This is a genomic window from Deinococcus marmoris (genome assembly GCF_001949125.1).
Classification (GTDB): Bacteria; Deinococcota; Deinococci; order Deinococcales; family Deinococcaceae; genus Deinococcus; species Deinococcus marmoris_A.
Genome location: NZ_MSTI01000097.1, coordinates 1 through 22,836 on the forward strand (window position 1 = coordinate 1; position 22,836 = coordinate 22,836).

Below are 22,836 nucleotides of genomic sequence, written 5' to 3' on the forward strand. Positions count from 1 at the left end.
TTTCGAGCCTCCCAGACCGCCATTCACCCTGAAACTGAATTGGTTGCCGATGCTGGCTATCAGGGCGTTCAACACCAACACCCGCTGTGCCATACACCGCACAAAGCGAGCAAGAAACGCAAGCTCACTCCGGCACAGAAAGCAGAAAATCTTCGACTGGCACGCTTCAGAATCGCTGTTGAGCATGTTATTCGTCGGCTCAAGATTTTTCGAGTGTTGAAGGAAACGTATCGCCATCGGCGAAAGCGGTTCAGCCTCCGAGTCAACCTCATCGCCGCCATCTGCAACGCCACCGCTAAATGTGCCTGACTTTCGCAAGAGGTCTAGACTAGAAAAAGGCTGTGGAACGTCACCAAACGGTCACTCGATTGTCACTCTCAGCGAATTCTCATCAGCCGGAATAGCAGCCCACGCAAGCCCCCCGGCTGCTGGTCTGCCGTGGCCGGTGGCAGCGCCGCGTGTGCCGTGACTTTCAGGCGGGCCAGTTGCTCGCGCACCCCATCGACTTAAGAGCGGGCGGCCAGCAGCTCCCGGCGCAGCGCCTCGACTTCGCCCCGGCTGCTGGTCTGCCAGGATCGGCGCGAGTGCCGGGGCCAGCGCCTCGCGCCTCGGCTCAGTGGTCAAGGTGCTTGCTGGGCTGCTCCGGCTGTGCTGTGGGGGAGAAACGGCCTCAAATGCTTGCCGGGTCTTTGCCGGTGACTTGCCAGTTCTTGCCACCCATAGAAAAGACCCCATGACAAATCCACAGCCCACTAGACCCCATGACAAATCCACGCCTAATAATTCCTACTGGGCGTTAGTCCCCGCTGATAAATGACTACTTTTGTCGCCGTGTACCTGGGCGTTACTTCCCCTGTCGGAATCTAACGCTTCCAGGGCCAGCAGCTCGGCCACGGCCACCGGCTGCCCGCTCAAGGTGTGAATGATTCCGGCCACCGTCGCCAGTGTCTCCAGATCGATCCGGCCTGTATCCCCACGGGCCAGCCGGTACACCGTGCCAGGGTCTACCGTCCCCGTGGCATAGCCGGACATGGCGACTTGATAGACACTCAGCCCGCGCGCCTGACACGCCTCACGCACCGTCAGGCGGGCCGCATAGGGCATCGGCCCCGGCGTCTTATGGCTCAGGTGCGTCATGGGCCTAGCGCCCATCGTGTAGTGACCCTTCAGTACGTCCGGCTGGCCTCGCGCCTTCCCCATGTCAGCCCCTCCCCTGTAGTTGCTGGGCGGCCAGTTTGCCCGCCTCGGTACTCATCAGCTCAACCCTGGGCATGATGCCCACGCGCGGCAGTTCCAGCCGGTCAGCATCCCAGCACGCGCCGATGGTTGGATCTTCAGACACCCGGCCCAGCTCATGCCCTCGGCACGCCTCGATCAGCAGAAAGCACTGAGCTTCGTTCAGGGGCAACCGATGGCGGTACTTCATGACCAGCGCCGCGCCGCGCGCCCCGTGGTCTTTGTCCTGGTCCTCAGCCACACGCGCCGCGTCATGGAACACGGCAAACCAGCGGCAGACCTTCACATCCCCGCCGCTCGCCTCGGCCAGCTTGACGGCGTTCTGTTCCACCCGCTGCCAGTGCATTGGCCCGTGCAGACTCAGCGCCCCCAGCTCGAACGCGGCCACCAGATCGGCCCGCACGCTGCCCGCCTCAGACTCCGGCAAGGTCAGCAGGCGCACCGGAACACCCAAACGCTGGGCAGCGGCCAGCGCCTCGGCGGGCAGCGGCTCGGCGCTCACGATCTCCAGAACGTGCGCCGCACTGACTGGCCCGTGAATCTGCGCCTCGGCGTACCAGTTCAGGTCATCCAGGCACAGCACGCCCAGCGGGTCGGCGTGGTACGCCCACGGCCATGCCGCCTCATTCACCCACTCAATCGGCGTCGGGTAGCCGGGTGAGCCTGGGCGCTCGGCCTTCTGCATCAGTGACACGATGGACTGCCCCGCGAGAAAAGGCGTGCTGAGCCGCTCAACATCACCCACAGTCAGCGGCGCAGCTCCGACAGGATGAGCAACGGGACCAGTGCGCTCAATGGTCAGGGCGCTCAGATCAAAGCCGCAGACCGTAGTGAAGGGGCGCAGCTCGCGCGATAGGCGCAGCGCGACCCGCCCGTAGCCGTCCAATGTCCGCAGGTGCGGGCGTGGGTCCAGCAGCCGCGCATCTGAATCTTCAGAAAGGTAGCCGTAGACAGGGCGCACGCTGGGCGGGGCATCTTCTGGAATGTTGAAGCCTTTGCGCTCCATCTCAACCCGGTCATAGAGGATTTCTCCAGACTGAATAGACTCCATGACGGCGGCCAGCAACTCTTCCCGCTGGGCCGGATCGCTCAGATCGTCAGCACTGAACCGGACGGGGCCAGTCTGCCGGGGTGGCAGTGGCCGCGTGTGGAAGATGTTCCTCAGTCCACCGTCAAGAATGCTCGCCACGTTCCCCGGCTGCGTGCGTGTCCAGACCTCGGCCCGCGCGCACAATGTTCTCAGGTGATCCCGCACCGCCTGGGCGTGCTGCTGTGGCGTGGAAAAGTCCCGCCCGATCATGATTGCACTCGACAGGTACGGGGCCTGGAACTCTTGAACGTGCTTCATCCATTCCCGCTCTGGAAGGATGCTCAGCGCCGTAACGGCTCTGGCCTTCATGGCTGCAACCCTTCCAGCATGGCCCGCGCGCTGGTCATGACCTCATCTGTTCGGGGGCTGGCCCGGTGCCGATACTGCCGCCCGTTCAGCTCGACCAAACTCAGGACGCCCAGCACGCCCAGGTGTCCTTTCAATTCATACCGGGCCATGCCCGCCGCCTGGGCTTGCAGCTCGTCGAACGTCTGCCACTCTGAGCGGACCAGCAGCAGGACACGCGCCTCGGCCACGCCCAGCGCACGGCACGGCTTGACGGCTGGCTTAGGTTTGCGCCCGCCCCTGTCTGACTTTGGCGCTGCTTTCGGCCTCACCACGTCCTTAGACCAGCGCCTCATCTCGCGCTGTGGGTTTCCCACGCCCGCGCCAGCAGCGGCAGACCTTCCGGCAGAAGTCGCGGCGCTGCCCGGTGGGCCATCAGTCGGGCCAGGGCCAGCAGTTCCCCGCCGTTGTCCGGTGCGGCCAGCTCAGCGAAGGATTCCAGGGCGCGTGTGATCGCCTGGGTCTGGGCGTCCCGTGTCGCGCCGTCCATCGGTCCAGTCGGGCGCTGGCCCAGCCGATCCCCCACAGTCTGAAGATCAAGCCCGCTGCCCTGTGCCGCCGCCGCCCGCATGATCTGGTACGCCGTGGCCTGGGCCTCCCGGTGTTTGACGGCCAGCTCGCGCAGCCGGTCAAGTTCCACCCTCAGCCGCCCTTCTAATGCTTCACTCACGCGCCCCCATTCCTGGGCTGACTTGTTCACCGCCGCCCATGCAGCGCGTAATTCCTCCACCGCCGCCGATTCTGCCGCCGCGCCTTCCAGTTCCTCGACTAGCCCCCGCTGGGCGGCCACGTCCTCTAGGTGTTGCTGCAACATGCCCGCCGCCGCGTCCCGTCTGGTCTGCTGGGCGACCACTTGATCGAAGTCAGCACGCCCCGCGCGGGCCTCGCGCCGCAGCCGGTCAAGCTCTGCCGTCTGAGTGGTCACGTTCTGCTCAAGGGTGGGCGTGTCGGTGTCCAGGCTGACCAGATCAGCGCGGGCCTGTTCCAGTTGCTCGGCGCTCACTGGCCGCGCTCCGATGCTGTGCGGGCCTTCGCTATGGCCGCGTCTACCGCGCGTTCTATGGCCTCTGTCTGCTGGGCTTTGACTTTGGCCTGTTCCTCGGCCTGTTCGGCAAGGACGCGCTCACGGTCCCCCGGATTCAACCCACGGCCACCTTCCAGAATGTCTCTCTTCATCGCTTCCTCAAACGTCATCCCGTCTCTTTTCGTCATGCCAGCAGGCTAAAAGAGACGGCCAGAACGCTTCATACGTTCTGGCCGTTTTGGACGAAAGAGCCGTTTTAGACCAGCACCACCGCGCCCCAGTCCACCGGCAGACCGCAGTGTGAGGCGAAGGCGGCCAGCGCCTCGGCAGTGACCAGCCGCGCCCCGCTGCGCCCCGTGGGCTGGATATGGGCCAGCGCCCCGCGTTCCAGCCACACTTTCACGCGCCGCTCGCTCACGTTCAGCACGCGCGACACTTCGCCCACTTTCAGCAGCGAAGGCACGCCGTCCGGTACGTGGCCCGTCATGACGCCCACGCCCTACGCGCTGTCCAGAGGGCTTCCAACTGCCGTTCAGGTTCGACGCCTGCCGCGTACTGGGCCGCACACGCCAGCACGTATTCCCCCAGGTTTGGGACAATCCCAGCGGGCAGCAGGAGAGGGCGGTTCAGGTGGTCACAGATGGCCGCCCCGATCAGGCGGGCCAGCGGTTCAGGCAGTGGGGCCAGTAGGCCAGCGGGGGCGCGCTGGAGTTCCTGTAGCAGCTCGGCTTTCTGCGCCTTGATCTGGGCGGCCAGATCGGGCGTGATGGCCCCAGCCGGGGCGCGGGCGGTCAGTTGCCCACCGTCCACAGCCAGGCGCACCCCGCGCGCTTCCAGTTCCCGCAGTAACTCACGCGCTACCACGTCAGCACTTCCTCAAGGGGTCTGGAGGCCACAGGGGCGGGCACGTCCTGGGCAATCGGCGGCATGTCCTCTAGGGCAAACTCTGGGCGGTAGGTGTAGACGCGCGGCGCACCCCGCTTGGGAAGCTGCATGATTTCCACCTGTGCGCCCAGCGTGCCCAGGGCCTCTTTCACCGCCTGCTTTGCGCTGCGTTCCTTGACGTTGCCGCCCTTGATCGCCGTTGCCAGCAGCTCCGCATGGGTGAGCGGCTGCCCCGGCTTATCGATCAGCAGCGACAGGACCGCCGCCTTCGCCCGGTCGCCCCGTGTGTCGCGAGTGTCCTCTTCTGCGGGCAGGTCGCACACTTCCAGGTGGACGGCAGACACGCGCCCATCTTCGTCTTCGATCCGGTCGACCTCGATTCCCAGGGCATAACCGGACTTTGCAAAGCTGTTCTTTCTCACTTCCCAGCGCAGAACCTCGCGCCCCTCAACCTCTTTCGGAGGAACGCGCGTCAGCAGATGCACAGAGCGGGCCTGGGCGGTTTTGCCGGTGCTGCCCATCACGCCCCGGTCGCCTTCCCTTTCGTTTGCCGCTTTCTTGGGGAGGTGGTCAATCACGATGACCACCGCGCCGGTCTGGGCCGCGAAGGCTCGAAGGGCCAGCATGGGCCGCATGGCCTGATCTAGTTTGTTGCTGTCCAGGCCGGGAAAGGTGGCCATGAAGCTGTCAATGATGATGCACACCGCTTCCTTCTCACGGGCCAGGGTCAGCAGTTGCTCTAACTCTTCCGGCGTCAGGCCCGCGCCTGTGCTTTCCAGCACCGTCACGCCGTCCATATCGCCATCCGGGTACGCCGCTTTGTGCTGTTCCAGCCAGAACCGCACCGACCGCGCTTCACCATCTGCCGCATCTGTGTTGAGGTAGATGACGTGGCCGCGCTTGACCGGCTGCCCCAGGAACTCCCCGCGCCCGTCTGGGCGGGTCATCTGCCATGCCAGCGCCGCAGACAGCAGCGTCTTCCCCACGCCCTCACGGGCGGCCAGGAAGGACACATAGCCAAGAGGGAAGAGGCCAGGAACTAGAAACTCGATCCGGCGAAGCTGGGCCGTGAGGTCAATGGTTTTGAGAGCCACGGCTTACCACCCGCCCCGGTCTTCGCTGCCCCATCCTGGCCCACCCGTTCCCCAGCCGGAAGGCTCAGAATCCGTAGGGGGGGAGAGGAGTTTGCACCATTGCACCAAATCATTTTCTCTCTCTGGGACGGTGTTGTTTTGGTGCAGTGGGGTTTTGCACCAAATAGTGTTTTGCACCAAATCAGCACCATATCCCCAGCCACTTTCCTGCCCCACCTGGGCCAGCGGATCGGGGGAGGCCATGCCGTCCCGCAGGGCGCGCGGCAGGGTGCTTTGAATCTCGTTATCTGGCAAGCCTGCCGCCGCCGCCGCCTGCCATAGAACCGGCTGGGCCTCTTCGCTGTCCAGATGACCGCCGCCGACCAACTGTCCCACCCGGAAGCCCGCCGCGTTCAGGCGTTTATTTCTCTCGCCTTCGCCCACCTGGGCCAGCTCGTCGCGTATCCCGTAGAGGGCAGCTAACGCGTATTTGCGCCGGGCGCTGTTCGGCCCCGTGGGCACGCTGGGCAGAGTGGCCAGTGGGGCAGGGTGGACGCGGGCGGGCAGCGGGTAGGCGGCCCCGATCTGGGCCAGGGTGAACCGCTCCCCCGTACTGGAGAGAATGCGGGTCATGAATGGCTCGCCCTTCCGGTGCATGAAGCCCGGCAGGCGCATCACGCGGGCCAGCCCTTTACAGTCATCCGGGCAGCTTCCCACCGCGCGGGCCAGCGCCTCTTGCTGGGCATTGAAGGCCATGCTGTCCAGTGGGGGAGAATCGCCGTCTTCGAGAATCCAGTAGGCGTGAAACTTGCCGGGGCTGGATTCGATCAGAAGAGAAGGGTTAAGGGTCCAGTGATCGGGGAGGGGTTGCCCGTCGAAGTCCGCACAGTGAACGCGTATGCGGGTCACGTTGCCATTCTTCCGGCCTGTGCCGTCGCCTTCGTTGACCATCACGAAGATGCCCGCGCCCTGCCGGTTCAGAGTGGCCAGCTCTGCCGGATCGTGCAGCACGCGGGACAGCCGCGCGTCTTTGTCGGGGCGGTCGTCGAAGGTCTGGAAGGTGTGCCGCCCGGTGAGCTGGGCCAAGAAGGCGGCAGTTTCAGGGGGAAGGGTCATGCCGCACCCCCAGCACCCTCACCGGGGAAGAGTGGGGCCATCAGATCGCCGGCTTCCGCCTTGCTGCGGGCCTCGTCCTGGGCGCTGGGCAGCGGGGCATAAAGCATCTGGTAATCCACCCGCACGCGGGCCAGATCAAGCGCCAGCACTAGCACGCGGCCATAGTCCCGCACCTCGACAGCCTCGACAATGCCCGCACAGACGGGCACCGCGTCCGGCATGAAATAGGTGTCGAAGGCCCCGGCACTTCTCTGGTAGCTGGGGTCATGCTTGAGGGCTGGCCACATCTTTTTAGAGAGCCGATCAAGGGCGAGAATCTGCCGCGCCCCGTACAGGGCGGCCATGACCGGCACCGGGTGGGGCAGCGTGCCCGCGTAGCCCTTGATTGCTTCATGCGTCAGCAGATAGCGCCCGCCTTCGCGGATCGCGCCCAGCTTGCCAGACTTGACCAGTCGCCTCACGGCGTTTTCTGACTTCATAAGGGCCTGGGCAGCGTCCCGCACGGTCAGCAGCTCATAACCGTGTTTCATGCGCGCCCACCTTTGGCCGGACGGTAGCCTTCCAGATTCATCAGGGCCTCTAGCACCTTCAGGCCCGCGCCGATGTTGCCGGGGCGCTGGGCGTCCAGGCAGGCCAGCTCATGCAAACGCGCTAAACTGTTCTTACTCCCCACGGAAGCCGCCGTGGGGCGTTTCATTTCTGGCCGCCGTTCAGGAAGTCTTCGATAGCAGACAGCGGGACAAGAATCTTCCGGCCCACCTTGATATGGCGCAACTTTCCCGCGCGGATCAGGGCGTAGACGCCGTTACGGCCAATGCCCAGCATGGGAGCGGCCTCTTCCGGCTTCCGGGTGAGGCGAGTGGGATGTTCTGCGGTTAGAGTCATGGTGCGACCTCCTATGGGGTCGTGCGGGGTGCCCTTTGCGGGTGCCCAGGCTTAGGGGTGCGTAGGCGTGGCTTTCTTTGCCGGATGACATGCCTACGCGCTTTCGTGTCGTACTGCGTGGGTCTTGCTCCCGCGCATGTCCTCCCGTGTCATTACGTTACATGCCCCGTGTAACGAGTACAATGCCCATATGGCGCTTATCCCGTTACACTGCCGTTTCACAGGCAGGCAGGCATGAGCAAGAGCGGGCCGCAGTTGGGCCGGTTGATGCAATACGTTTGCCAGGACGGCTATGAACTGCTTCATACAGGCGTGGGTGGATTTCCAGAAGGTCTGAAGGCGAAGACAGATCGATTTGTCGCCGGTTACCCTTACGAAGAACCTTCGCTTTTGCATGACTTTGCCAATGTCACAGACCCGGAAGACCTTCCAGCCTTCTGCGATAGATACGGCCTTTTGACAACCGACCCGGATGGTGTCGAGAATGTGCCCCACCTTTATCGTGAGGCCCAGTTTTTCCGAGGGGTTCTCTCGGCCTGGGTGAGTCTTAAGCCAGGAAAAGAACCTGTTCTGGCGGAAGTGCTGAATAATATTCAAGTTTCCGAAGACGGAATAGTAAGTGTCACATTCACTGACGGTAGCGGTATGGCTTGGCCCGCGTCTGGCATTATCGGCCCATCTCCAATTGTCGAGAATCACGGTTACAGTCAGAAGTTCACTGAAGACCAATTGCACCAATTTATAGCGACAGTCATCACTCAAAAAATGAGCCAGCATGGCGGGATTAGCATTACTGCGGAGCCTTATAAGACGACTGACCAGAGCCGGGCCAATATCAGGACGTTTATACGCCCCGCTTGCTTGTTGGTCGCGCTCTGGCACATGCTCTCTGAATTGGTGGGCACAGAAGAGTCTTTCGGTCAGTGTGGCCAGTGTGGAAGATGGTTCAGGGCTTCCGGCAAGAATGCCCACCTGAAGGTCTATTGCTCCGGCGCTTGCCGTGTGCGGCATCACCGCACTTTGAAAGCGCCCAGACTCTGACGCGTGCCCAACGCGTGCCCAACCGATACGGGACGAACGGGCATGAAATAAGCTGTGCGGTACTCTCGCTCGAAAGTTAAAGCAGGAAACACCGCGCCCAGACGCACGAATCCCCATCGGGTAAACTGGAATGGAACGGCCCGACATGAGCCGCCGTACACTTGAAAATCGTTGGGTCGCCGGTTCAAGTCCGGCTCTGGCCACCAAGTTTAAACCTCGTCTCCGGGCGGGGTTTTTTCGTTGTCTGGGTTCACGCTTCCCGGTTCACGATGTGCCGCACCGTTCTATTGTCCCCATCCAGCAATTCGCGCACGATCAGGGGGTAGACGGGGCGCGACTCAAGCCCGGCCAGCGGAATCCACTCGCAGACCACCTCGGCATTGTCCAGCACGGTGAACGGCTCGTCGGGCAGTTCGGGCGGGGCGTCCATGCGGAAGTAAAAGCCGATCTCATGCTGACGCCGATGCGCCGGGCCGAAGAAGTTTTCCACGACGCCCAGCAACCGCAGTTCGCCGGGTGACGTGCCAGTTTCCTCGCGCCATTCGCGCTCGGCACAACTTCGGGCATCTTCATCTGTGGCGAGCGCGCCGCCGGGCAGATACCAGAAGCCGATGCCGGATTCGGTGTTCGCCAGCAGCTTGCCGTCCCGCACGCAGATGATCGCCACCCGGACGCTGAATTTCAGGCCACCCAGCGGAATGCGGATGTCGGTCATGCCAGCTCGGCCTCGGCCCGTACACTGGCGTCCTCGTCGTGTTGCAGGCGTTCGCGCAGGATGGGAGAGAGGTCTGTGCGGCCTGCCACGGCCAGCCGCACCCCGGCGTCCGAATCCTCACCCAGCGCCTGAAGCAACGCGTGCGGGAGGTTTTTGTGGGCAGCGGCAGCCCGACGCACCCCGATATTCGCGTCCTGGGCCAGCGTCGCCAGCGTGTCCGATCCCGGCGCTGCGGCATAGGCCACCGCCCGCCGCACCTCCGCATTTTCATCTGTCGCCAACCGCGCCAGTCGCTGTGGTCCCAGATCGGGCCGTACCGCCAGAATCGTGCGGATGGTGGGGTCCGTGTCGGCCAGCAGCACGTCCAGCACGCTGGCGGGCAGAGGATCGGCGCTGGCGACATGCAGGCGGATGTCCTGCTCGGGGGCGCGGGCCAGCGCCAGGATCGCGCCCTCGGGCAGGTCCTCGCGCTCCAGCACGGCGCGGCGCACCGATTCGGCCTCGTCGTGGGCGAGCTTTTCTAACACTTCTGCGGAGGCATCTGGACGGCGGGCCAGGGCGGCGCGCACATCCGGGTCCGCGTCGGTCTCGGCCCGGAACAGCCACGCGGCAGGCACGCTCCAGGCTTGCAGGGCGGCGGCGCGGACCAGGGCCTCGTCGCTGCTGGCCAGCCATTCACGCACGTTGCGGGGCAGGTCCATCCGGCGGGCCAGGGTGGCCAGCACGTCCGTATCGCCGTCCGCCGCCAGCGTCAGCATGCAGTCCAGCGGCAGGTCCAGACGGCGGGCAACACTGGCGCGCACCAGACCGTGGCCGTCCTGCACCAGCGTCCGCAATACGTCGCCGGGCAGGTCGGCGCGGGCGGCCACGGCTTTTCGCACGTCGTAATCGTCGTCGGCGGCCAGTTGGCGGGTCAGCGCGGGCGAGAGTTCGGAGCGCCTCGCCACCGCCTCCCGGATCTGCCAGCCCGCGTCCCCGGCCAGCGCCGCCACCCGCACCTCACTCAACTGTGGGCGCGAGGCCAGCGCCGTTCGCACGCTGTAGTCCTCATGGCGCAGCGCGGCGTCCAGCACCCATTCGGGGACCGTGGGCAGGGACAGCAACGCCGCCACCCCCTCTCCCGGAAACACGTTCAGGAAGCCGGGACGCGCCAGCCGCAGCAGGGGCAGCCCCGGATTGTCCAGCACGTCCTGCGGGTAGGCGGCGGCCAGCGCGCCCAGCACCTCCAGCGGCGCGTTGGGATGCCGGGCCACCCGCGCGCGAACCCGCGCGTCTGGGTGGGCGCTCAGGCCCGACAGCACCGACGCCGTGGCGCGGGGGTGCGCCGCCGCTTCCAGCGCCCCGTCCACCCCCAGGGCGGTCAGCGTACGTGGATCGAGTTCAGAAGGCGTGGTCATGGGGGACAGGATAGGGGTCTGGTGGGCCGAGGCTCAGGGACACGGCGCGGTCAATGAGCTGGCGGGCGATGCTGAAGGGTGCTGGAAGGGCAGGCAGATTGGAGACGGAGAACCACTGCGCGTCCTCAATCTCTTCCGGCTGGAGCGCGATCTCGCCGCCGCCGTATTCGGCGTCAAAGCCGATCATCAGCGAGTGGGGGAAGGGCCAGGGCTGGCTCAGGACGTAGCGCAGGTTCTTGATATTCACGCCCACTTCCTCCAGCACCTCGCGGGCGGCGGCGGCTTCCAGCGTCTCGGAGGGCTGCACGAAGCCCGCCAGCGCGGAGAACATGTCAGGGGGGAAATTGGGGCCGCGCGCCAGCAGCAACTCCGTCTGTGCGCCCGCGCCGCGCCGGATCAGGACCATCGCCACCGGGGCCACACGCGGGTAAACGCTCAGGCCGCAGTTGGGGCAGGCTTTGGCGTACTCGTACCCTGTGAAGGCCAGCGGCGTGGCGCAGTGGCCGCAGAACTGGTGTGTGCGGTCAAACTCCACCACCTGTGCGGCAAATCCGGCCAGCCCGAACAAATCTTCACTCAGGCGGCCAAACAATGAACGCAATGGCGAAAGGGCATATCCAGCAGGAACTTCGCCTGCCAGTTGTGCGGCGGCATACGCCTGACCATTCAACTGGCCCAGCGAGTTGGTCAACTCAAGCTCAAACTCCTCCGCGCGGCCTACGGGCAAGGTGTCGTCCTCGCGCAGCAGCAGGCGGCCCTTCTGGAAGATGAACCAGTGGGCCTCGCCCTGCGGCACGCCTGATTGAATTTCAAAGTGTGTGGGACGCGAAACCATTACCCTTCCTCCAGCCGCAGGACCTCACCGAAGGGGAAACCCTCATCCTCCAGCCCGCCGGGCGGGACCACCCACAGCGTCGGCATCTGCGGGGCCGTCTCGGGGAAATCGCCGTAACCGTCGGTCAGGTAGATCAACACGTCCGGCTCGTGATCGTCCAGCAGAGCGAAGATAGGGCGGAAATCGGTGCCGCCGCCCCCTTGTGGTGGGGGAATGTCGCTGCCAGGGGACAGTTCGTGCGGCCCATACGCCTCGGTGTCGGCGTAATAAAGGGTGGCGCGAACGTGCGGGTACGCGCCCAGCACGCCCTGAACCTCGCCCACCAGCGCCTTGACCGCCTCGTCGTCCACGCTGCCGGAGGTGTCCACGGCGATCAGCGCGGTCAGCGATTCGTCGTCCAGCGCTTCCAGATACAGGCCGCGCCCCACGAAACGGCGGTCAAAGCCTCCAAAATCCACCGGAGTCCGCGCCAGAAAACGCCACAGGTGCGCCCGCCAGTCCAGCCGCGCCGGGGCCAGCCGCGCCAGCTCGCGGTGCGCGCCCAGCGGATCGTCGCCCTGGCCGCCGCTCATGGCGTCCATGCTGCGGGCCTTCGCCATTGCCTGCTGCCACTGCTTCGCGGCGGACGAGGGATTTTTGCCATTCTTGGGGGGCGCGTCACTGGGGGGACCGTCCAGCAGATCGTCACCGCCCTCGTCACCCTCGCCGTCCTCCTCGCCCTCGGCCATCAGCGCGGTGTAGACCTCCTCCACGCTCAGCTTTTCCAGATGGTCATCGCGGCGGGAAGTCGGCGGTGTGGGCAGGCCCGCCGCCTCCACCATGCCGTTGACGATCAGATCGGCGGATTTGTTCCAGCGCTTCTTCTCGCGCGGGCCGCGCCGTTCCACATGCGACAGCGCGGCGTGCAGAACCTCGTGCAGCAGCAGCCCGTCCAGCACGTCAGGGGGTAGCGAGGCCGCTACCTCTGGATTCACGTAGACCCGTTCGCCGTCCGTCCCCGCCGCCGCCACTTCCTTTGACGGCACGAATTCCGCGTGCAGCAGCAGCGTGGCAAAAAAGGCCGACTTGCCGCGAATCCGCAGCCGCGAACCGGAAATCAGGTGCCGGAAGTCGGGGGTCATCGGGCCGCCTGAGCGGCGTTGATGGATGATTGTAGATGGTTGATGGAAAAAGGCCCGGCTCCATCAACCATCATCCATTGACCAGCGACCATCCACCCTTGACCATCCACCTACATCCCCTCCGACATCGCCAGCGTGCCTTCCACCAGCGCGGCCAGCCGCTCGTCGCGGGCCACCAGTGCGGCCAGATCGCCCAGTTGCCCGATGGCCTGGAACTTGCTGACCAGGGTGGCGACATACAGTTGCAGCCACTCTGGCCCGGCGCTGTCGGCCAGCCAGATAAAGGCATGGTAGGCGGCGTCGGCAGTGGCGGCGCGGGCAGCCAGCCCCACGACGGCGGCGTAGCGCACGCTGGGTTCGTCCGGCAGCTTCAGCCCACCGCCCCGGCCCTCCAGCACGATGCCCAGGTCAGGCAGTTGCTCGTACAGCCGCACGAAGGCGCTGAACTCGGCCCCGGCAGCCTCGCCAATCGCGGGGGCCACGTCCAGCCCGGCGCGGTGCAGTCCAGAGGCCATTTCCCAGGCACGCGGGCTGGGCCACGCGGGCTGCTGTGGGTCAAGGCGGTGCAGCAACTCCGGGCGGAAGGTCAGGAAGGCGATGATGTGTTCGTGCAGGCTGCGGCCCAGCGCATAACTGCGCCACGAATCAAAGTCGGGCCGCACGGTCAGGTGCAGAAAGCGGTTCGCCAGCGGCGCGGGCATGTCAAAGACGCTGGCGCGGTCCTCCTTGCGGTTGCCTGCCGCCCACACGAACCAGCCATCTGGCAGCACATAACTGCCCACCCGGCGGTCCAGGATCAGTTGCTGCGCCATGCCCTGCATGGTGGGCGGGGCCATGTTCACCTCGTCCAGAAAGAGGATGCCGTGGCCGCCGCGTGGCAGGAATTCGGGCGGATACCATTTGCTGACGCCGCCGCCCTGACCATCCGCCTCCGGGACGGGCAGGCCGCGCAAGTCTGTGGGGGCCAGTTGCGACAGGCGCACGTCCACGAAATCCAGGCCGCGCTCGCGGGCCACCTGCGCCACCACGGCGCTCTTGCCGATGCCGGGGGGTCCCCAGATCATGGTGGACAGTTTGAGTTCGCCCGCGATTAAAGCGGACAGGTAAGTCTGAAGTTCAGTGGCAGTCAGGGACAAGGCAAAAGCTCCTTTGGAGTGGTGTGGGAGGTGGGTAAGCAGGGAACGCTCAGGCTTCAGAGGCTAGCGTGCCTGCTGGGGCGGCAATGGTGCGATGGGCAAAGTCTGTGACCGTCCGGCTCAGGCCGGGGCGTGGACTGTGAGACTCTTGCATTCGTGCCACACGCGGTGCAGGCATTTGCCGTCCCACCCGGCAGACCCTGACCGACTTGAACCCGGTTCAATTTTCCTGAGCGCTGAGTCTGCTGTTGCATCCCATGCCTCACCTTCTGTAACCCCTCTACACTGTCCCCATGCGTTTTCTGACCTACCGTGATCTGGATTCGGGCCGTGTCAAGAAGCAGCTCAAGAAGGTGCGTGAGGCCATCGAGCGCGACGACTTCAAGACCCCGGATGTCAAGAAGCTGGCGCAGGGCAACTACTACCGCGCTAGGCTGGACGACACCAACCGCCTGCTGCTGACCTTCGTGCGGCACGGGCCGGAAACGGTGTGTCTGGCGCTGGAAGTGATCCATCAGCACGCCTACGAGAAGTCGCGGTTTCTGCGTGGGGCGCGGATCGACGAGGCCAAATTGCCCGATCTGTCGCCGGATGAGGCGCAGGCCGAGGCCCAGCCACTGCGTTACCTGCACCCCACCCGCAGTGAATTTCACCTGCTGGACAAGGTGATCTCGTTTGACGACACCCAGGACGAGGTCTACCGCACCCCGGCCCCGGTGATTCTGGTGGGTTCGGCAGGCAGCGGCAAGACCGCCCTGACGCTGCAAAAGCTGCGCGAGTTGCCGGGGCAGGTGCTGTACGTGACCCTCTCGCCGTATCTGGCCCAGAGTGCGGCGGGTCTTTACGCCGCCCACGGTTTTGAAAACGAGGCCCAGGACGTGCAGTTCCTGTCGTTCCGCGAGTATCTGGACACGGTGCGCGTGCCGCCGGGGCGCGAGGTCACGTTTGAAGACTTCCGGGTCTGGTTTTCGCGCCAGCCCGGCCTGAAATTCACCGACGCCCACCAACTGTTTGAGGAGTTTCGTGGCGTCCTGAGCAGCTCCCCAGACGGGCCGCTGGCGCGCGAGGCTTACCTGAATCTGGGGGTGCGGCAGTCCATCTACGACGCTGAACACCGCCCGCAGGTGTACGAGCTGTTCGGCAAATACCTGGGCTGGCTCACGGACAGCAGGCTTTACGATTCCAGCATCGTGGCCTCGGGCTATCTCAAGTCGGCCACGCCGGATTACGACTTCGTGGTGGTAGACGAGGTGCAGGACCTGACGGCGGCGCAACTGGCGCTGATCCTGGCCTCGCTGAAGGTACCGGGGCAATTCCTGCTGTGCGGCGACAGCAACCAGATCGTGCATCCCAATTTCTTCTCGTGGGCGGCGGTCAAGACATTGCTGTGGAAGGACCCCGATCTGGCCGAGCGGCAGGCCATCAACGTGCTGCGCGCCAATTTCCGCAACGCCTCGCAGGTGACGCGAGTGGCGAACGATCTCCTCAAGATTAAGCACGCCCGTTTTGGCAGCGTGGACCGCGAGAGCAATTTTCTGGTGCGGGCGGTGGCGAGCGATCCCGGCAGCGTGACCTTTTTGCCCGACGACGCCCGCGTGAAAAGGCATCTGGACGAGCAGACGCGTGGCAGCACCGATTACGCCGTGCTGGTGCTGCGCGACGAGGACAAGGCCGGAGCGAGGAAGTCCTTTGGCACGCCGCTGGTCTTCAGCGTGCAGGAGGCCAAGGGCCTGGAATACCCCAACATCATCCTGAGCAATTTCATCAGCTCCCAGCGGGCCACCTACAGCGAGATCGTGGAGGGCGTGACGCCCGAAGACCTCCAGAAAGACGATCTGAAATACAGCCGCGCCAAGGACAAATCCGACAAGTCGCTGGAAATCTACAAGTTCTATGTCAACGCGCTGTACGTGGCCGTGACCCGCGCCGTGAACCGCGTGATCCTGGTGGAGTCCGATACCCGTCACCCGCTGCTGGGGCTGCTGGGCGTGACGCTGGGCAACGAGGCCGAGCAACTGGGGGTCCGGCAGGCCAGCCGCGACGACTGGGAGCGCGAAGCCCGCAAGCTGGAATTGCAGGGCAAGAAGGAACAGGCCGGGGACATCCGCCGCCGCATCCTCAAGCAGAGGGACGTACCCTGGGAGGTCTGGACCCCCGAGGTGCTGCGCCGACTGGAGTCCGAGGTCCGCGCCAAACCCGGCGATCCCAAACTGGCCCGCAACCTGCTGGATTACGCGCTGCTCAACCGCACCGGGGCTTTGCTGGAGGAGATGAGGGATCTCAAGATCAAGCCCGCGCAGTCGTACCTGAGAAACAACGAAAAGGACCGCCATATTCAGCGTCAGGCCGTGCTGGACAAGCACCGCAAACCGTTCGCGGACCCCAACCTGCGCGCCGTCCTGGGTGATGCCGACAAGTACGGTGTGGACTACCGCACCCCCGAGAACCTGACCCCGCTGATGCTGGCGGTGCTGGCGGGCAACCTGCCCCTGATCGACGCCCTGCTGGAGCGCGGCGCGGACCTGACCCAGACCGATCTGTTCGGGCGCACGCCGCACATGCTGGCGCTGGAAACGGCCATGCAGGACGCCGACTATGCCCGTCTCTGGCTGGGGCCAGTCTACGAACGGGTGCGGCCCGGTGCGCTGGACGTGCTGGTGGGGGACCGTCTGGTGCGTCTGGGCCACGAGGGCGCGGAGTTCTATTTCCTGAGCGTGATGCTGGCGCAGTGGCCCGGTTATGCCTCCGAACTGCATCATCCGGAACTGACGCCCGCTGAACTGCGCCAGAGAAGTGCCGGGTTCAATGTGGAAGCCCTGCGAACGAATCTGGAACACTTCCCCTTCACCGTCCTGCGGGAAGCCCGCCACAAACGCCCGTATTTCAATCATGTCCTGGCGCGGGCCGAGGTGGACAGCAAGTATGTTCCCGCCCGCAAGCTGTGGCAGCGCGTCAAAATGGGCTTCTATGTGCTGAATCCGGCCTTGAAGGTGCGCGTGAAACTGGCTGCCAACTCGGAGGGCGAGTGGGTGGATGTGGCGTTGCTGGCCGATCCAGTGGCGCGGGCGTGGCTGGAGCATTCTGGGCCGCTGCCAGCCGCCCGGAGTGGAGCCGCCCAGAACCAGCAGGACCGCCCGAAGAAACAGGCTGACCCGAAGAAACAGGCTGACCCGAAAAAGCAGGCTGGCGCGAAAAAGAAGGCCAAATCAAAACCCTTCCCGGCAGGGATTCCGATAGTCAAGTTTCACGAAATGCAGCAGATGAGCAAGGCAGACAGGCCAGTGAAAAAGAAGACTAAAGCGTAAGCTGGGACGATCTCCCTGGCCTCTCTGTGACCGCTATACTCCGGGCATTCTTTGAACCGAGTGTAATAAATCCCGTTTATCCGCGCCCTGTCCGCATCCCCGGAGGTTTCCCATGCTGCCCCTCATCCATCAAATTCTGTTCTTCATTTTCGCCGTCATCACCGGGGCGTTCGGCCTGTGGGGCTTTTACCGCCTGTACCTGCGCATTCGCCGGGGCGCACCCGCCACCGAACGCCGCTTTGACATTCCGGGCAAGCGCATCCTGGACGCCGTCCGGGTCAGCCTGACCCAGGAGCGCACCTTCCGCCGCCGCACGGCGATCAGTGTGCTGCACGCCTTCATCTTCTACGGCTTCGTCTTTTACCTGTTGGTCAACGTGGTGGACGGGCTGGAGGGGTATCTCCGGTTCGGCATCTATTCCGATAACCCTCTGGGCGCGGTCTACAACCTGCTGGCCGATGTCCTCAGCTTTCTGGTGTTGTTCGGCGTCGTGGCGCTGGTGGTTCGCCGCCTGTTCACGCCCAGCAAACGCGATTTCCGCTTCACCGAGAAGACGCTGCTGCATCCGCTCCTCAAGAACAATTACATCCTGCGCGACAGCCTGATCGTCTCGGCGTTCATCTTCTTCCATGTGGGCAGCCGAGTGCTGGGCAACGCGGCGAAAGTGGTGGCCGAGGGCGGCGACGCCTTCCAGCCGTTTTCCAATGCGGTTGGCTCTGTACTATTCGGCAATCTGAGTGAGACCACTTTGCAGGGCTGGCGCATCTTCGGCTTCTGGGGGGCGCTGGGCAGCGTGCTGGTCTTCCTGGCCTATTTCCCGTTCACCAAGCACATCCATATCTTCATGGCCCCGCTGAACTACACCCTCAAACGCCCGGTGGGCAGCGGCGTGCTGCCACCCATGAAGGGCCTGGAAGAGGCGATGGAGGCCGACGAGCCGCGTCTGGGGGTGGAAAAGCTGGAGGAACTGGAATGGCCGCGTCTGCTGGATGCCTACGCCTGCATTCAGTGCAACCGCTGCCAGGATGTGTGCCCGGCGAACGCCACCGGCAAGGCGCTGTCGCCCGCCGCGCTGGAGATCAATAAGCGCATGGAGTTGAACGTCATCGCGTCGCATCCCAGCCCCTTTACCCTCAAGGCCGCGCCGTTTGAATCCGGGGCCAGCACCGCGCATCCACTGCTGCACTACGCGATCAGCGAGGAAGCGGTGTGGGCCTGCACCACCTGTGGCGCGTGCATGGAAGTTTGCCCCGTGCAGGACGAGCAGATGCTGGACATCATTGACATCCGCCGCCAGCAGGTGATGGTGGCCGGTGAATTTCCGCAGCAGCTTCAGACCGCCTTCCGGGGCATGGAGCGCGCCAGTAATCCCTGGGGCATCTCGCGTGACAAGCGGATGGAATGGGCCGAGGGCCTGAAAGTTCCTACGATTGACGAGAACGCCGAACCCGACGTCATTTACTGGGTGGGCTGCGCTGCCGCCTACGATCCAGGGGCGCAGAAGGTGGCCCGCTCGTTCGTGCAACTGCTGGACAAGGCCGGGGTCAATTACGCCGTGCTGGGCAAGAAGGAGGCGTGTACCGGCGACAGTGCCCGCCGCGCCGGGAACGAATTCCTGTACCAGACGCTGGCGCAGGAGAACGTGGAAACCCTGAACAGTATTCGCCCCAAGCTGATCGTCGCCACCTGCCCGCACTGCATGAACATCATCGGCAACGAGTACCCGCAGATTGGGGGGAACTACAAGACCGTCCACCACACAGAGTACCTGGAAACGCTGGTGGCCGCCGGGAAGCTGCCACTGGCACAGTTGGCCGACAACGTGACCTATCACGATCCCTGCTACCTGGGCCGCCACAACGGCGTGTACGACGCACCTCGTAACCTCATTACCAAGATGGCGGGCGAGGTGCTTGATCTGGAACGCCAGCGTGAGAACAGCTTTTGCTGTGGCGCAGGCGGCGCGCAGTTCTGGAAGGAGGAGGAGGAGGGCCGCGAGCGCGTCTCTGACAATCGGTTCCGTGAATTGCAGGCGCGGTTGGACGGGGCCAAAGTCGCCTCTGACGAGTTTGAGCAGACCGGGAAAATCGTTGCCGTCGGCTGTCCCTTCTGCAAGGCCATGTTGAACAGTACCCCCGAAAAGCAGAAGCGCGACGACATCGTGGTCAAGGATGTGGCCGAGTTGATGCTGGAAAGCATGCAGCGCGCCACTGGCGAGTGGGTGGCTCCGACGGGGCCAGTCGCAGACGCCTCGCCCACCGAGCAGCCCGAAGTGGTCAGTGCCCCGAATGCAACTGTGCCTATGAATCATGGGCCGATGGACCGCACAGGCGAAGTCCGTTCCGCCGACGCGCCGGATGCGGTGGTGGGCGAAACTTCCGCCGATGTGGTGAATGCTCAGCCAGGAAGTCCGGTAGGGAATGCGGACACCCAGCCGGAACCACAGGCGGCGCACCCGGAAGCGGTGACCGAGCGCAAAGCTTGGAAGCCGAAAGTGGAAGCAGACGCCAAGCCTGAAGCAGATGCTGCCCCGCGCAAAAGCTGGAAGCCCAAAACGGGGGCGGATGAGGTCAGCGCTGCGCCAGTTGCGGAAGCTCAGGCCGAAACCGCTGAGGCACCTGCTCGCAAAGCCTGGAAGCCCAGGGGAAGTGGGGATGATGTGGCCCCGGTCACGGAGGCTCAGGCTGAAGCAACGCCGCCCGCCGAAATCGCCACCCGGAAAGCATGGAACCCGAAAGCCAAGTCGGACGATGTGAGCGCCGTCCCTGTTGTCTCCGAACCTGCTCCCGATGCTCCGGCCCGCAAGGCGTGGAATCCCAACGCAAAGGCAGATGACGTGAGCGCCGAGGCTGTCGCTGACGCTCCCAGCGCCGAAACTACTGAGGCCGCACCCACCCGCAAAGCCTGGAAGCCCCAGGCGAAAGCTGAAGCCAGTGGGGAAACTGCCGTCCAGCCTGTTGCTGCCGAAGCTCCAGCCAAGCCCGAAACCGCGTCCAGTGGGGGAGAGCGTAAAAAGTGGACGCCGAAGGCGAAAGTGGACGCGAGGGTAGCCGAGCAGGTTTCCGCTCAGGCCGAAAGCGTGGAACCGGAGCGAGTCGCCCCGCCTGTTCCAGTGAATAAGAGTGCCGCAGAGCAGCCCGCTGAGGCTCAAGCCACCTTCACCGAGCGTCCCAAATGGCAGCCCAAAGCGAAGGTAGAAGCCGCCCCAGTCCCCGAAGCTGTTGAAGCGCAGACCATCCAATCAGAATCCGTCAACGAAACGCCCATCACCGAGCATGTCCATCTGGCCGAAGTGGGCGAGAACTCGCTGGAGGAGGGCCAGCAGGCCACCTCTCAATCCGGCACTGAATCTCAATCCGGCACTGAACCCAGCGAGACTGGCCGCAAGAAGTGGGTGCCGAAGAAGAAAGACTGACCCCTAAAAATCGTCATAGCAGCGCCGTCCACCCCGGGCGGCGCTTTCCTTTGCACCCGGTTCAAAGTCGGCCAGAATCCAATGTCACGCTAAGATCAGGGCATGACCATTGCCATCGTCACCGATTCCACGAGTGACCTGACCCCGGAACTCTGCGCCCAGCACGGGATTGTCAGCGTGCCCCTGTACGTGCTGTTCGATGGCAGGATGCACAAGGATGGCATAGACATCACGCCGCCTGAGCTGTTCGCGGGCCTCAAGGCGGGCAAGAAGACGCCCAGCACCTCTCAGCCCAGCCCCGCCGAATTTGCCGCCGTGTACACGAAAGCGCTGGAATCGGCGGATCAGGTTCTCAGCATTCATATCAGCGGGCAGTTGTCAGGCACGGTGGGCAGTGCCCGGCTGGCGGCGCAGGATTTTGAGGGCAAGGTCACCGTGCTGGATACCGGTTCGGTCAGCATGGGCCTGGGCATGCGCGCGCTGCGGGCCGCCGAACTGTCCAAAGCTGGAAAATCCATGCCGGAAATTCTGGCCGAGTTGGAGCGGATAGCCCGAGAGGCCGATATCCGGTTCATGGTGGATACGCTGGATTTTCTGAAGATCAACGGGCGCATCGGCGGGGCGCAGGCGTTGCTGGGCGGCCTGCTGAACATCAAGCCGATTCTGGTGGTCAGGAAGGGCCGCGTGGAAACTGGCGGGCGGGTACGCGGCCACAAGAAGGCCGTTCAGGATCTGGTGGATTACACCCGCAAATACGTTACCTCGCACGGCGGGGCGCGGCTGACCTTCCTGTCCACGGTGGGCGGTGAGGACTATGTGCAGGAAGTCCGCGCGGGGCTGGACGGGCTGGATTTCCTGGACCTGGGCAACCACAGCATCGGCGCGGTGGTGGCGACACACGCGGGGCCGGGCACGATGGGCGTGACGCTGGAACCCCTCTGAACAGTGGGACGCAACCGCGCGATCTGGAAGCGATTTGCTGCCCTCATGGCGTGCAGCCTGATGTTATCGGCCTGCCGCCCGCCACCTGCTGAAACCACGGCAGCCCCAGCAAGTCAGGGGTCCGTGGCGCTGCCTCGCACAGAGGGTGTGTCTGACGCTCAGGATCAGCAGCCCGTCCAGACCCGCCCGGACGGCTGTCTGGCTGCCGCACCCACCGTCAAAAAAGCGCCACCGCCGCCGCTGGCCCTGAGTGGGCGGCTGGGCCTGTGGGTGGCCGAGATCGATCCCCGCACGCTGCAACCCATCAGGGCTGTCGGCACCAATCCCAACAGCGTCTTTCCGCTGGCCAGCACCTATAAACAGGCGGTGCTGTGGGCTTTGCTGCGAGAGTTCGACGCGGGCCGCCTCAGCCCCAACGAGCGCTTCGACGTGACCCGTGAGAACCAGAGTCTGGGCAGTTATCCCTTCGATGGCAGCAACGTCAAGGCCCTCAGCGTCCGCATGATCGCCAACAGCGACAACACCGCTACCGACATCCTGCACCGCCGTGTGGGCCTGGGGCGTGTGCAGGACGTGGCCGATGGGCTGGGCCTGTGCCGCACCCGCCTGATCCTGCCCACCCGCGACTGGTGGGTGGCGGAGGCGGGGCTGTCGGGCACCTTCAACGGCACCACGCGCTGGGCCTCGGCCACCGGGAAGGACCGGGCGCGGCTGGCTGCCCTGATCGACGCGGACGCCCGCAAGTACCGCGCCGATTACGTGCAATACAAACTGGACCGCTATTTCGACACCCGGCACGATCCTGCCAACGATCTGCGCGTTCATAACCTCAGCACGCCGTATGAGCTGGGAACGCTGCTGGCCCACGAATTTCTGCGCCCCGGCCTGTCCCCCCGCGCGGTCAAATGGCAGCGCGACGTGATGGCGCTGGGTTTTGGCAAATCAGCATTGACCTGGAAACCAGTAGTCCGGAAGGTTTCAAGCAGCCTTGACCCCCAGGAGCAGCAGGTCGGCGATCTGTGGGGCGAATTTTTCGCAAGTCAGATCGCCAGGCAACAGAGATAAAATTCGATCAGCGAAAAATTCGTTATAGGCACGGCGTTTTTCGTCTTCCATGCTGAAGACCAGCGGGCCAGCCCGCTGGTTCATCAACTGACTGGCTCTGGCTACAGAAACGCTATGCAGCGCCATATTCCAGTGGAAGTGCAGCGCCTGAGCCTGACGGGACTGGCAATCACCCAGGCCCGCGAACTGCTTGCCGTCCCGGAACGGAAA

The 22,836-nt window shown here is 64.4% G+C and carries 23 protein-coding genes and 1 tRNA gene; 7 read left to right on the forward strand and 17 right to left on the reverse strand.

Features of this window, described 5'->3' with window-relative positions; translation table 11 throughout:
- Nucleotides 1-309, forward strand: a 309-nt coding sequence (locus BOO71_RS14745; protein ID WP_139322960.1) for a transposase family protein, incomplete at its 5' end; no start/stop codon positions are given.
- A gap of 477 nt (nt 310-786) precedes the next feature.
- Here BOO71_RS14745 and BOO71_RS14750 read toward each other — a convergent pair.
- From BOO71_RS14750 to BOO71_RS14800, 12 genes are all read right to left on the reverse strand, one after another.
- Nucleotides 787-1,200 carry a hypothetical protein gene (locus BOO71_RS14750; RefSeq protein WP_075833691.1) on the reverse strand — a complete coding sequence of 138 codons (414 nt, stop codon included), beginning with the start codon at nt 1,198-1,200 and terminating at the stop codon, nt 787-789.
- 1 nt (nt 1,201) lies between these two features.
- Nucleotides 1,202-2,635, reverse strand: a complete 1,434-nt coding sequence (locus BOO71_RS26425) for a hypothetical protein (RefSeq protein ID WP_083653460.1) — start codon at nt 2,633-2,635, stop codon at nt 1,202-1,204.
- The gene (locus BOO71_RS27045) at nt 2,632-2,967 is read right to left on the reverse strand and encodes a hypothetical protein (RefSeq protein ID WP_175607455.1); all 336 of its coding nucleotides are present in this window, start codon (nt 2,965-2,967) and stop codon (nt 2,632-2,634) included. The genes BOO71_RS26425 and BOO71_RS27045 overlap by 4 nt, the downstream gene beginning before the upstream one ends.
- Nucleotides 2,964-3,674: a hypothetical protein gene (locus BOO71_RS14765; protein WP_075833695.1), complete on the reverse strand. Its 711-nt coding sequence runs from the start codon at nt 3,672-3,674 to the stop codon at nt 2,964-2,966. Before BOO71_RS14765 ends, BOO71_RS27045 begins: the two co-directional genes overlap by 4 nt.
- Nucleotides 3,671-3,883, reverse strand: a complete 213-nt coding sequence (locus tag BOO71_RS14770; RefSeq protein WP_075833697.1) for a hypothetical protein — start codon at nt 3,881-3,883, stop codon at nt 3,671-3,673. The genes BOO71_RS14765 and BOO71_RS14770 overlap by 4 nt, the downstream gene beginning before the upstream one ends.
- A 68-nt stretch (nt 3,884-3,951) precedes the next feature.
- Nucleotides 3,952-4,182: a helix-turn-helix domain-containing protein gene (locus BOO71_RS14775; protein ID WP_075833699.1), complete on the reverse strand. Its 231-nt coding sequence runs from the start codon at nt 4,180-4,182 to the stop codon at nt 3,952-3,954.
- A complete protein-coding gene (locus BOO71_RS14780) occupies nt 4,179-4,559 on the reverse strand; it encodes a hypothetical protein (RefSeq protein WP_075833701.1) in 381 nt (126 codons plus the stop codon). The genes BOO71_RS14775 and BOO71_RS14780 overlap by 4 nt, the downstream gene beginning before the upstream one ends.
- Entirely contained in the window at nt 4,553-5,674 is a 1,122-nt protein-coding gene (locus tag BOO71_RS14785; protein WP_083653462.1) for an AAA family ATPase, read from the reverse strand. Before BOO71_RS14785 ends, BOO71_RS14780 begins: the two co-directional genes overlap by 7 nt.
- Nucleotides 5,675-5,677: 3 nt before the next feature.
- The gene (locus BOO71_RS14790) at nt 5,678-6,769 is read right to left on the reverse strand and encodes a DNA-primase RepB domain-containing protein (protein ID WP_075833703.1); all 1,092 of its coding nucleotides are present in this window, start codon (nt 6,767-6,769) and stop codon (nt 5,678-5,680) included.
- On the reverse strand, nt 6,766-7,299 hold the full coding sequence (locus BOO71_RS14795; protein WP_075833705.1) for a helix-turn-helix domain-containing protein: 534 nt from the start codon (nt 7,297-7,299) through the stop codon (nt 6,766-6,768). The genes BOO71_RS14790 and BOO71_RS14795 overlap by 4 nt, the downstream gene beginning before the upstream one ends.
- Complete coding sequence (locus BOO71_RS27885) at nt 7,296-7,466, reverse strand: hypothetical protein (RefSeq protein ID WP_175607456.1); 171 nt, start codon at nt 7,464-7,466, stop codon at nt 7,296-7,298. Before BOO71_RS27885 ends, BOO71_RS14795 begins: the two co-directional genes overlap by 4 nt.
- Nucleotides 7,463-7,654, reverse strand: a complete 192-nt coding sequence (locus BOO71_RS14800) for a helix-turn-helix domain-containing protein (RefSeq protein WP_075833707.1) — start codon at nt 7,652-7,654, stop codon at nt 7,463-7,465. Before BOO71_RS14800 ends, BOO71_RS27885 begins: the two co-directional genes overlap by 4 nt.
- A 234-nt stretch (nt 7,655-7,888) precedes the next feature.
- On the opposite strand from BOO71_RS14800, the gene BOO71_RS14805 reads away from it, so the two are divergent.
- Together BOO71_RS14805 and BOO71_RS27890 are read left to right on the forward strand one after the other, a co-directional pair.
- The gene (locus BOO71_RS14805; RefSeq protein WP_075833710.1) at nt 7,889-8,695 is read left to right on the forward strand and encodes a hypothetical protein; all 807 of its coding nucleotides are present in this window, start codon (nt 7,889-7,891) and stop codon (nt 8,693-8,695) included.
- A 127-nt stretch (nt 8,696-8,822) separates the two neighbouring features.
- A tRNA-OTHER gene (locus BOO71_RS27890) sits at nt 8,823-8,901 on the forward strand.
- 44 nt (nt 8,902-8,945) lie between these two features.
- Here the strand turns inward: BOO71_RS27890 and BOO71_RS14810 are convergent.
- The 5 genes from BOO71_RS14810 to BOO71_RS14830 form a co-directional block, all read right to left on the reverse strand.
- Nucleotides 8,946-9,410, reverse strand: coding sequence for an NUDIX hydrolase (locus BOO71_RS14810; RefSeq protein ID WP_075833712.1), 465 nt, complete (start codon nt 9,408-9,410; stop codon nt 8,946-8,948).
- Nucleotides 9,407-10,807: a hypothetical protein gene (locus BOO71_RS14815; protein WP_075833715.1), complete on the reverse strand. Its 1,401-nt coding sequence runs from the start codon at nt 10,805-10,807 to the stop codon at nt 9,407-9,409. Before BOO71_RS14815 ends, BOO71_RS14810 begins: the two co-directional genes overlap by 4 nt.
- Entirely contained in the window at nt 10,791-11,642 is an 852-nt protein-coding gene (gene nudC / locus BOO71_RS14820) for an NAD(+) diphosphatase (protein WP_075833717.1), read from the reverse strand. Before nudC ends, BOO71_RS14815 begins: the two co-directional genes overlap by 17 nt.
- On the reverse strand, nt 11,642-12,763 hold the full coding sequence (locus BOO71_RS14825) for a vWA domain-containing protein (RefSeq protein ID WP_075833719.1): 1,122 nt from the start codon (nt 12,761-12,763) through the stop codon (nt 11,642-11,644). The genes nudC and BOO71_RS14825 overlap by 1 nt, the downstream gene beginning before the upstream one ends.
- Before the next feature lie 110 nt (nt 12,764-12,873).
- Nucleotides 12,874-13,899 carry an ATP-binding protein gene (locus BOO71_RS14830; protein WP_075833721.1) on the reverse strand — a complete coding sequence of 342 codons (1,026 nt, stop codon included), beginning with the start codon at nt 13,897-13,899 and terminating at the stop codon, nt 12,874-12,876.
- 293 nt (nt 13,900-14,192) lie between these two features.
- On the opposite strand from BOO71_RS14830, the gene BOO71_RS14835 reads away from it, so the two are divergent.
- The 4 genes from BOO71_RS14835 (at nt 14,193) to BOO71_RS14850 (ending at nt 22,626) form a co-directional block, all read left to right on the forward strand.
- Complete coding sequence (locus BOO71_RS14835; RefSeq protein ID WP_075833723.1) at nt 14,193-17,204, forward strand: hypothetical protein; 3,012 nt, start codon at nt 14,193-14,195, stop codon at nt 17,202-17,204.
- 112 nt (nt 17,205-17,316) lie between these two features.
- Entirely contained in the window at nt 17,317-20,619 is a 3,303-nt protein-coding gene (locus tag BOO71_RS14840; RefSeq protein WP_075833725.1) for a heterodisulfide reductase-related iron-sulfur binding cluster, read from the forward strand.
- A 102-nt stretch (nt 20,620-20,721) separates the two neighbouring features.
- Nucleotides 20,722-21,561: a DegV family protein gene (locus BOO71_RS14845; protein WP_075833727.1), complete on the forward strand. Its 840-nt coding sequence runs from the start codon at nt 20,722-20,724 to the stop codon at nt 21,559-21,561.
- Between the two features lie 147 nt (nt 21,562-21,708).
- Nucleotides 21,709-22,626 (forward strand): serine hydrolase, encoded by a 918-nt coding sequence (locus BOO71_RS14850; protein WP_254843176.1) that lies wholly within the window; start codon nt 21,709-21,711, stop codon nt 22,624-22,626.
- Nucleotides 22,627-22,836: the final 210 nt, after the last annotated feature.